Annotated in this window: 5 protein-coding genes; 4 read left to right on the top strand and 1 reads right to left on the bottom strand. The window is 73.0% G+C overall.

The features are described 5' to 3' along the window. Nucleotides 1-165 precede the first annotated feature (165 nt). Nucleotides 166-909: a transketolase gene (locus ACZ4XD_RS36805; protein ID WP_468049862.1), complete on the top strand. Its 744-nt coding sequence runs from the start codon at nt 166-168 to the stop codon at nt 907-909. A 52-nt stretch (nt 910-961) separates the two neighbouring features. Next, complete coding sequence (locus tag ACZ4XD_RS36810) at nt 962-1,870, top strand: transketolase family protein (protein ID WP_468049864.1); 909 nt, start codon at nt 962-964, stop codon at nt 1,868-1,870. Nucleotides 1,871-1,908: 38 nt separating this feature from the next. On the opposite strand, the gene ACZ4XD_RS36815 is transcribed toward ACZ4XD_RS36810, so the two are convergent. Then, nucleotides 1,909-2,832 (bottom strand): alpha/beta fold hydrolase, encoded by a 924-nt coding sequence (locus ACZ4XD_RS36815; RefSeq protein WP_468049866.1) that lies wholly within the window; start codon nt 2,830-2,832, stop codon nt 1,909-1,911. A gap of 182 nt (nt 2,833-3,014) precedes the next feature. Between ACZ4XD_RS36815 and ACZ4XD_RS36820 the strand changes: the two genes are divergently transcribed. Both ACZ4XD_RS36820 and ACZ4XD_RS36825 read left to right on the top strand, forming a co-directional pair. Continuing rightward, entirely contained in the window at nt 3,015-6,206 is a 3,192-nt protein-coding gene (locus ACZ4XD_RS36820) for an amidohydrolase family protein (RefSeq protein WP_468049868.1), read from the top strand. 301 nt (nt 6,207-6,507) lie between these two features. Beyond that, nucleotides 6,508-7,842, top strand: coding sequence for an acyl-CoA dehydrogenase family protein (locus tag ACZ4XD_RS36825; protein WP_468049870.1), 1,335 nt, complete (start codon nt 6,508-6,510; stop codon nt 7,840-7,842). Nucleotides 7,843-7,982 lie beyond the last annotated feature (140 nt).

A 7,982-nucleotide genomic window follows, 5' to 3' on the forward strand; every position in this document is an offset into this window, starting at 1 on the left:
GAAAAACAGGGGAAAAAAGCCGAGAATCAACAACCTCCCCAGGAAGAGGGACGTCCGAAACTTGGGCCGTGTCCGCCCCCGGAGACCGGGGCCCGGGCCGCCCCCCCCCCCCCCCCCGCCCCCACGCTTGACCTCAAGCGCGCTTGAGGTTGCAGGCTCTGTCGTATGACACACCTGACGACACTCCCCGTGGCGGGCACCCCGGCAGGGCGCGCTCCGCACGGCGACCGCATCGGATTCGCCGAACTGCCGGACCTGATGAGCCTGATGACGGGCGATGAGAAGCACGGGCCGGCCGCCACCTCCACGCTCGACGCCCTCTGGGTCCTCTACGACCGGGTGCTGCGGGTCTCCCCCGGCACCGTCACGGCCCCGGACCGGGACCGTTTTCTGCTCTCCAAGGGCCACGGCCCGATGGCCTACTACGCGGTGCTGGCCGCCAAGGGCTTCTTCCCCACCGAGTGGCTGCCGGGCTTCGGCTCGTACGACTCACCGCTCGGCCACCACCCCGACCGGATGCTGGTGCCCGGAGCCGAGATCGGCAGCGGATCGCTGGGCCACGGGCTGCCGCTGGCCGTCGGCACCGCCCTCGGTCTGCGGGCGCAGGGCCGGCCCGGACCGGCCGTATGGGTGCTGATCGGCGACGCCGAACTGGACGAGGGCAGCAATCACGAGGCCCTGGCCTACGCGGCCGCCGCGGGCCTGGACCGGCTGCACACCCTGGTCATCGACAACGCCTCCGCCACGCATGGGTGGCGCGGCGGGATCGCCTCCCGCTTCGAGGCCGCGGGGTGGTCCGCGGCCACCGTGGACGGCCGCGACCACGAGGCGCTGTACGCAGCCTTCAGCGCGCCGCATCCGGGCCGTCCGCATGCGGTGATCGCCCGCGTCGAGCCCAAGGGCGCCTGAGCGGCCGCCCCGTCTTCCCGTATACGACCAAGACTTCGAGAGGGTTTCAGTGATGGACACCATGCGTGAGCGCTTCGCCTCGGTCACCTCGCGGATGCTGGCGGAGGACCCGCGGCTGGCGCTCGTCCTCGCCGACATCGGGGCGGCCGGCTTCGCCGAGGCGGAACAACGCCATCCGGACCGGGTGGTGAACGTCGGCATCCGCGAGCAGTTGCTGATCGGTGTGGGCGGCGGGCTGGCGCTCACCGGGCTCCGCCCGATCATGCACACCTTCGCCAGCTTTCTGGTGGAGCGCCCCTTCGAGCAGCTGAAGCTGGACCTCGGCCACCAGGGCGTGGGCGGCGTGCTGGTGAGCGCCGGGGCCTCCTACGACTGGCCGAGCGGCGGCTTCACCCATATGGCGCCCGGCGATGTCGCGCTGCTGGACACGCTCGACGGCTGGACCGTGCATGTCCCCGGGCACCCCGACGAGGCCGAGACCCTGCTGCGGCACGCCGCGGCGGCCGGTGACGACAAGGTCTATGTCCGGCTGTCCCTACAGACCAACGCCGCGCCCCGGCCGGTGGACGGGGCCCGCTTCCGGACCGTGCGGGAGGGGCGCGGCGGGGTGGTGATCGCCGTCGGCCCGATGCTGGACAACGTGCTCGCCGCGACCGAGGGGCTGCCGTTGACCGTGCTCTACGCCACGACCGTGCGGCCCTTCGACGCCGCCACACTGCGCGCCGCGGCCGGGGCCGCCGGCACCTCGGATGTGGTGATCGTGGAGCCGTATCTCGCGGGGACCTCGACGCGTCCGGCGGCCGAGGCGCTGGAGGACCGGCCGCACCGGCTGCTGGGGCTCGGCGTCGGCCGCCAGGAGTTGCGCCGCTACGGACAGCTCGACGAGCACCTGGCGGCACACGGCCTCGATCCGCGCGGTCTGCGCGAGCGGATCACCGTGTTCCTGGCGGGACGGGCCTGACCGAAACCCAAGGGGTACGGGCCCCGGGGCCCACCGGCTCAGATGTGCTTGTCGAGCCAGGCCAGCAGATCGTCCTGGACCTCCTCGCGGTTGGTCTCGTTGAGGATCTCGTGACGGGCGTCCGGATAGGCCGTCCAGGTCAGATCGCGGGTGCCGACGTAGCGGAAGTCCTCCAGGAGTTCATGGACCAGGGTCATCCCCTGGTGGCAGGGGTCCAGCTCACCCACGGCGACATGGACGGGCAGACCGCGTGGTACCCGGGCGAGGTTCCCCGGGTCGTTGATCTTGCGGATGGCGCGTACCCAGTCGGCGGCGAGACCGGCGGAGAAGGGGAAGCCGCAGTCCTCGTCGGCGACATAGGCATCCACTTCGGCGGCGTCGCGGGAGAGCCATTCGTAGCCGGTGCGGTGGGTGAAGGCGTCATTGAACGAGCTGAAGGTGCGCGGGATGAAGGCGGAGAGGGCGCCGCGGCCGCGCTCGGCGATCTCCTCCTCCAGCGCGGCGACGGCACCCTCGATGTCCAGGCCGGGCAGGGTGCGGAAGGTGCCGGTGAGGATCAGCCCGGCGAGGTCGGCGCCGTACTCCTGGGCGTAGTCGCGGGCCAGCATCGCGCCCATGCTGTGGCCGAGCAGCACCAGCGGGAGGCCGGGGTGGGCGGCGGCCGCGTGATCGCCGATGCCCTTGAGGTCGCTGACGATCGCCCGCCAGGCGTCCTCGCCGACCACCCCGCGGCCGCCGGTGGCGGCGGCGGTGGCCCCGTGGCCGCGGTGGTCGGAGGCGATGACGGCATAGCCGTGGCCGGACAGAAAGCGCGCGAAGCGGTCGTAGCGCCGGCCGTGTTCCGCGGCGCCGTGCGCGATCTGGACGAGGGCACGCGGGTGGCCGGACTCCGGTAGCCAGGTGTAGGTGGCGATCCGGGCGCCGTCCGGAGCCTGGTGGAAGTCCTGCTGCATGGCCTGCATGGCGTCGTCTCCTGACTGCCGGGGCGGTGGCTGACGAGTCGTCGCCGCCCACTCTTCCGCGCCGGGCGGCGGTGCGCCATGGGGCGCGCGTGGCGGAGGTGGCCCGGCGTCCGCGCGGCGTGGCACGATCGGGCGGTTCTTGCCCGGCACCTGTGCGGCAACTCCCTTTCGCAGGAGGATCGTTGGACACCACGGACCGTCCCGAGAATGCCCCCCGTCACCCCTCGCCGCTGTCCCGCCGCAGATTCCTCCAGGGCACCGCCTCGGCCGCCGCCGCGGCCGGACTGGCCGGCGTCACCGCTCCCCCCGCCGGGGCACAGGCGTCCGCCGGCGCCCTGTCCTTCACCGCCGCCACCAATGGCGCGGCCTCCCTCGCCCCGGCCGGTGACCGGTTGGTCGCCGAGGTCCAGAACGTTCTGTGGTCGCTGCCGCGCACCGGAGGCGACGCGGTGCCGCTGACCCCGCCCGACCTGGAGCCCACCCGCCCGGTGCACTCCCCCGACGGCCGCCGGATCGCCGTCTGCGCCTACCGCGGCGGCGGCTTCCACCTGTGGATGCTCAACGCCGACGGCTCCGGTCTCCAGCAGCTGACCGACGGCCCGTGGGACGACCGGGGCCCCGCGTGGTCCCCCGACGGCACCCGGATCGCCTTCGCCTCCGAACGGGGCGGCGATGCGGTGACCGGCAGCCCGTACCGGATCTGGGTACTGGAGGTGGCGTCCCGGCGGCTGACCCGGGTGACCGGGCTGCCCGGCCAGGACGGGCCCCATCAGGACGGCGCCTGGGAGGACTTCGACCCCTGCTGGTCGCCGGACGGCTCACGGATCGTGTTCGTACGGGGCCAGGTGGCGGGTGCCGCGCTGCTCTCCCGTACGGTCGCGTCCGTACCGGCGAGCGGGGCCGGCGCGGTACGCACCGAGCACACCGAGACGGCGGCCGCGCAGGTGATGGCGCCGGCCCTGTCCCCCGCCGGGCGGCTCGTCTATCTGCGGACCACGGACTATCCGGGCCCCACCTGCACTCTGGTCGTGGACGGGGCACCGGTCGCGGTCGACGGTGATGTGGAGCCGGTGCCGCCGCGCTGGGTCTCGCGGGACGAGCTGCTGCTCACCGTCGGCGGGCAGTTCCGGATCGTCCCGGCCGGCGCCCCGGGGCGGGCCGAGCAGATCCCGTTCAGCGCGCGGCTGCCGCTGGACCGCCCCCGTTACCGCGTCAAGGACTACGGCTTCGAGCGGACGGCGGCGGCCCCCGTGCGCGGGGTGCATCTGCCCGCGCTGTCGCCCGACGGCCGCAGGGTCGCCTTCGCCGCCCTCAACTCCCTCTGGATCGCCCCCACTTCAGGTGGCGGCGCGCCCCGCCGCATCGTCCGGGCCGACACCACCCGGTATGTCCTGGCACCGAGCTGGTCCCGTGACGGGCGGGCGCTGGTCTATGCGGACGACCGGGACGGGCTGTTCGCGGTCCGCCGCCACGAGCTCGCCTCCGGCAAGGAGACGGTGCTGGCGACCGGCGGCCGGGTGCACCCCGCGCTGTCGCCGGACGGCGGGCGGCTGGCCGCGCTGGACATGTCGGGGAACCTCGTCGTACGGACGCTCGCCGACGGCCGGGAAAAGGTGCTGGCCGCGCCGCTGGGAGCGGGCGGGCTGCCCGGCCGCCCCAGCTGGTCACCGGACGGACGGCAGCTGGCCTACTGCGACCGCAACCGGCTCAACCGCCGCTTCCGCGAGGGCTATCACCTCATCCGGATCGTCGACACCGAGACCGGCAAGGACCGGCTCCACCCGCTCGCCGAGCATGTCTCGATCGCCGACCGCTATGACTCCGGGCCCGTGTGGTCGCCCGACGGACGCTGGATGGCGGTGATCGCCGAGTCCGCGCTGTGGGTACTGCCGGTGCGCCCCGACGGCACACCGGACGGTGCGCCACGGCGGCTGGCCGACGAGAGCGCGGACCATCCGTCGTGGTCCGGGGACTCCGGCACCCTGTTGTACCTCTCGGCCGGAAAGCTGCGCCTGATCGACGTGTCCGGCGGCGCGCCACGAACCGTTCCGCTGGCGCTGGAACACCGCCCCGCCCGCGCCCGGGACACCGTCGTCCACGCGGGCCGGTTCTGGGACGGCACCGGTGACGAGGTGCGGGAGGATGTCGATGTGGTGGTGCGGGACGGGCGGATCACCGCCGTGGAACCGCACCGCCCGGCCCGGTCCGGCGCGGCCCGGCGGATCGACGCCTCCGCGCGCACCGTACTGCCCGGCCTCTGGGACGCGCACACGCACCCCTGGCAGACGACGTACGGCGGCCGGCAGACCGCCCTCCAGCTCGCCTACGGCATCACCACCGCGGTCTCCTGCGGCGGCTTCTCCTATGAACAGGCCCGTATCCGGGAGGCGGTGGCGGCCGGTGTGCTCGCCGGGCCGCGGCTGCTGACCTGCGGGGAGCTGCTGGACGGCGGCCGGGTTGCCTACAGCATGGGACGGGCGCACCGCACCCGCGAGGGACTGCGCCGCTCCCTGGAACGCGGAGCGGCCCTGGACTGGGACTTCGTCAAGACCTATGTACGGGCCCCGGGCTGGATAATGGCGGAGGCCGCACGCTTCGCCCACCAGCGGCTCGGGGTCCGGGCCGGGAGCCATCTGCTCAGCCCGGGGGTACAGCTCGGCCAGGACCTGACCACCCACCTCCAGGCGACCCAGCGCCAGGAGTTCGGCCATGCGGTATCCCGTTCCGGTCACGCCTACCAGGACGTCGAGGAGATCTACACCGGCACCGACTTCCACCTCCTCGCCACCCCCTTCTCGGCGGCCGCTCTGCTGGGCGACGATCCGGCGCTGGCCGACGAGCCGCGGGTGGAACGGCTGATGCCGCCCTGGGACACCGCGTTCACCAAGGACCACGCCCGGCAGCGCCCCACCCCGGCCCAGCTGGCCGACATCGCGACCGAGGTCGGCTTCTACCGGCGGGTGCTGGACGGCGGCGGCCTGATCGCCCTGGGCACCGACCAGCCGCTGGTGCCGGTGGGACTGGGGCTGCACCTGTGTCTGCGGGCGCTGCACCGCGGCGGGCTCAGCGTGAGCCGGACGCTGCGCACCGCGACCGCCCTGCCCGCCCGGGTCTTCGGCGCGGAGCGGGATCTGGGAACCCTGGAGGTCGGCAAGCTCGGCGATATGACCCTGGTGGACGGCGACCCCTTCACGGACTTCGACACCCTCGTCCGCACCCCGGCCGTACTACGCGGCGGCCGCCTCTTCGAACAACGGACCCTCACCGAATCCTTCCCGGCCCCCGCCGGCCCCGCCCTGCGAGCGGCCGCCACCGACTGGCTGGAGGTGGGCCGGCAGCAGCGCCGCGAGTCGTGCTGCGGGGAGGCGGACTGACGGAGGAGCCTCCCGGTCACCACACCCCGGGGAGGCGTGGGGTGGCGCGGTTCCGGGGTTTCGGGACCGCGCCACAGCCGTTGTGGCGCAGGGGGTGGTGCGCCGGTGCTTCGCGCTTCAACTCCGTGTCCGAACACACCCAGTTGATGTTTCATGCGCCCCGCAGTAGGTATGCCAACGGGTATTGCACGGGGTAAGCGAAAGATCACTTTCCGGAACGTTCGCTGGAGACGACACCGCCGGTGCCGTCCCAAGGCGGGGTGCGACCAGCGCGGGGAAGATCGCGAAGGAGGGACTCGTCTTGCATCGCTATTTCACCGACCAGAGACATGAGGCACTCCGGCACCGGGTGCGGGACTTCGCCGAGAGCGAGGTCCGCCCCCGGATTGCCGAGATGGAGGCGAGCCGTTCCGTTTGCCATGAGCTGTCTCGCCTGATCGCCCGTCAGGGGTGGATAGGCGCGACCGTGCACCGCGCCTACGGGGGGATGGGCGCCGGGCATGTCGCCAAGACTCTGATCATCGAGGAGCTCTCGCGGGTGAGTGCCGCGATGGGCGCCATGGTGCAGGCGTCCCAGCTGGGTGTCGCGAAGATCGTCCACTTCGGCAGCGAGGAGCAGAAGAAGACCTGGCTGCCGGCCATAGCCTCCGGCGACTGCCTGCCGACCATCGCCGTCACCGAACCGCAGTCCGGCGGCCATGTGCTGGGGATGTCCTCCACCGCCGTCCGCGACGGCGACGACTACGTCCTCAACGGCCGGAAGAGCTACGTCGGCAACAGCCACGTCGGCGATCTGCACGGCGTCGTGGTCCGCACCGGTGAGGGCTCCAAGGGCCTCTCGGCGTTCCTCGTGGAGGCCGACACCCCCGGCTTCCGGGTCGGACCGCAGCAGCCCGCCATGGGCCTGCACGGCTTCAGCTTCGGTGAGCTGTTCTTCGACAACTGCCGGGTCCCGGCGGCGAATCTGCTGGGCCGCGAGGGCGACGGCCTGTCGGTCGCCTACTCCTCCAGCGTGCTCTACGGACGCCCCAATCTGACCGCCGTGTCGCTGGGCATCCATCAGGCGGTGCTGGACGAGACGACGAGGTTCTGCACCGAGCGGCAGCGCTACGGCAAACCGCTGGCCGACCTGGGCAACATCAAGCTGAAGCTCGGGCGCATCCAGTCAAGGCTGCTGCTGGGCCGGCTGTCCGCGTACCACGCGGTGCATCTGCTGGACCAGGGGCAGCCGTGTGACGCGGAGCTGATGAACGCCAAGCTGGTCAATGTGGAATCGGCGCTGGAGTCGGCGCGCGACGCGATGGACATCCACGCCGCGTGCGGACTCTTCACCGACCGGCCGGTGGAACGTTTCTTGCGCGACGCCCACCACATCTTCGCGCCGGCCGGCACCTCGGACATCCAGCTGCTGCGCCTGGGCGAACTCGCCCTGGGCCGGGCGCAGGGCGACTGGTCCAGCCGGCTCGCCGACCTGCTGCGGCTGGAGCCCTCGGAGTGGCCCGAGGAGGACGAGGCCGCCGACGCGGCCCCCGCGGACCCGCCCGTCACGGTGCGGCCCGAGGACCCCACGCCCACGGTGCCGGGCCAGCGCACCGGACCGACGTGCCGGCCCTCCTGGTTCGCCCGGCCGAGGTGAGCGACCGGCCCTGACCCGAGCCTCGACGCCCGGGTCAGGGCCGATGCCGCGGGGACGGGGGGGGGGGGGTAGGCGAGGGAGGTCCCCCAAGGCACCGGGGAGCGGAGTGGTGTTTGGGGCGTCCCCAAGGGCGGCGCTTT

Source organism: Streptomyces sp. NPDC029466, assembly GCF_055574515.1.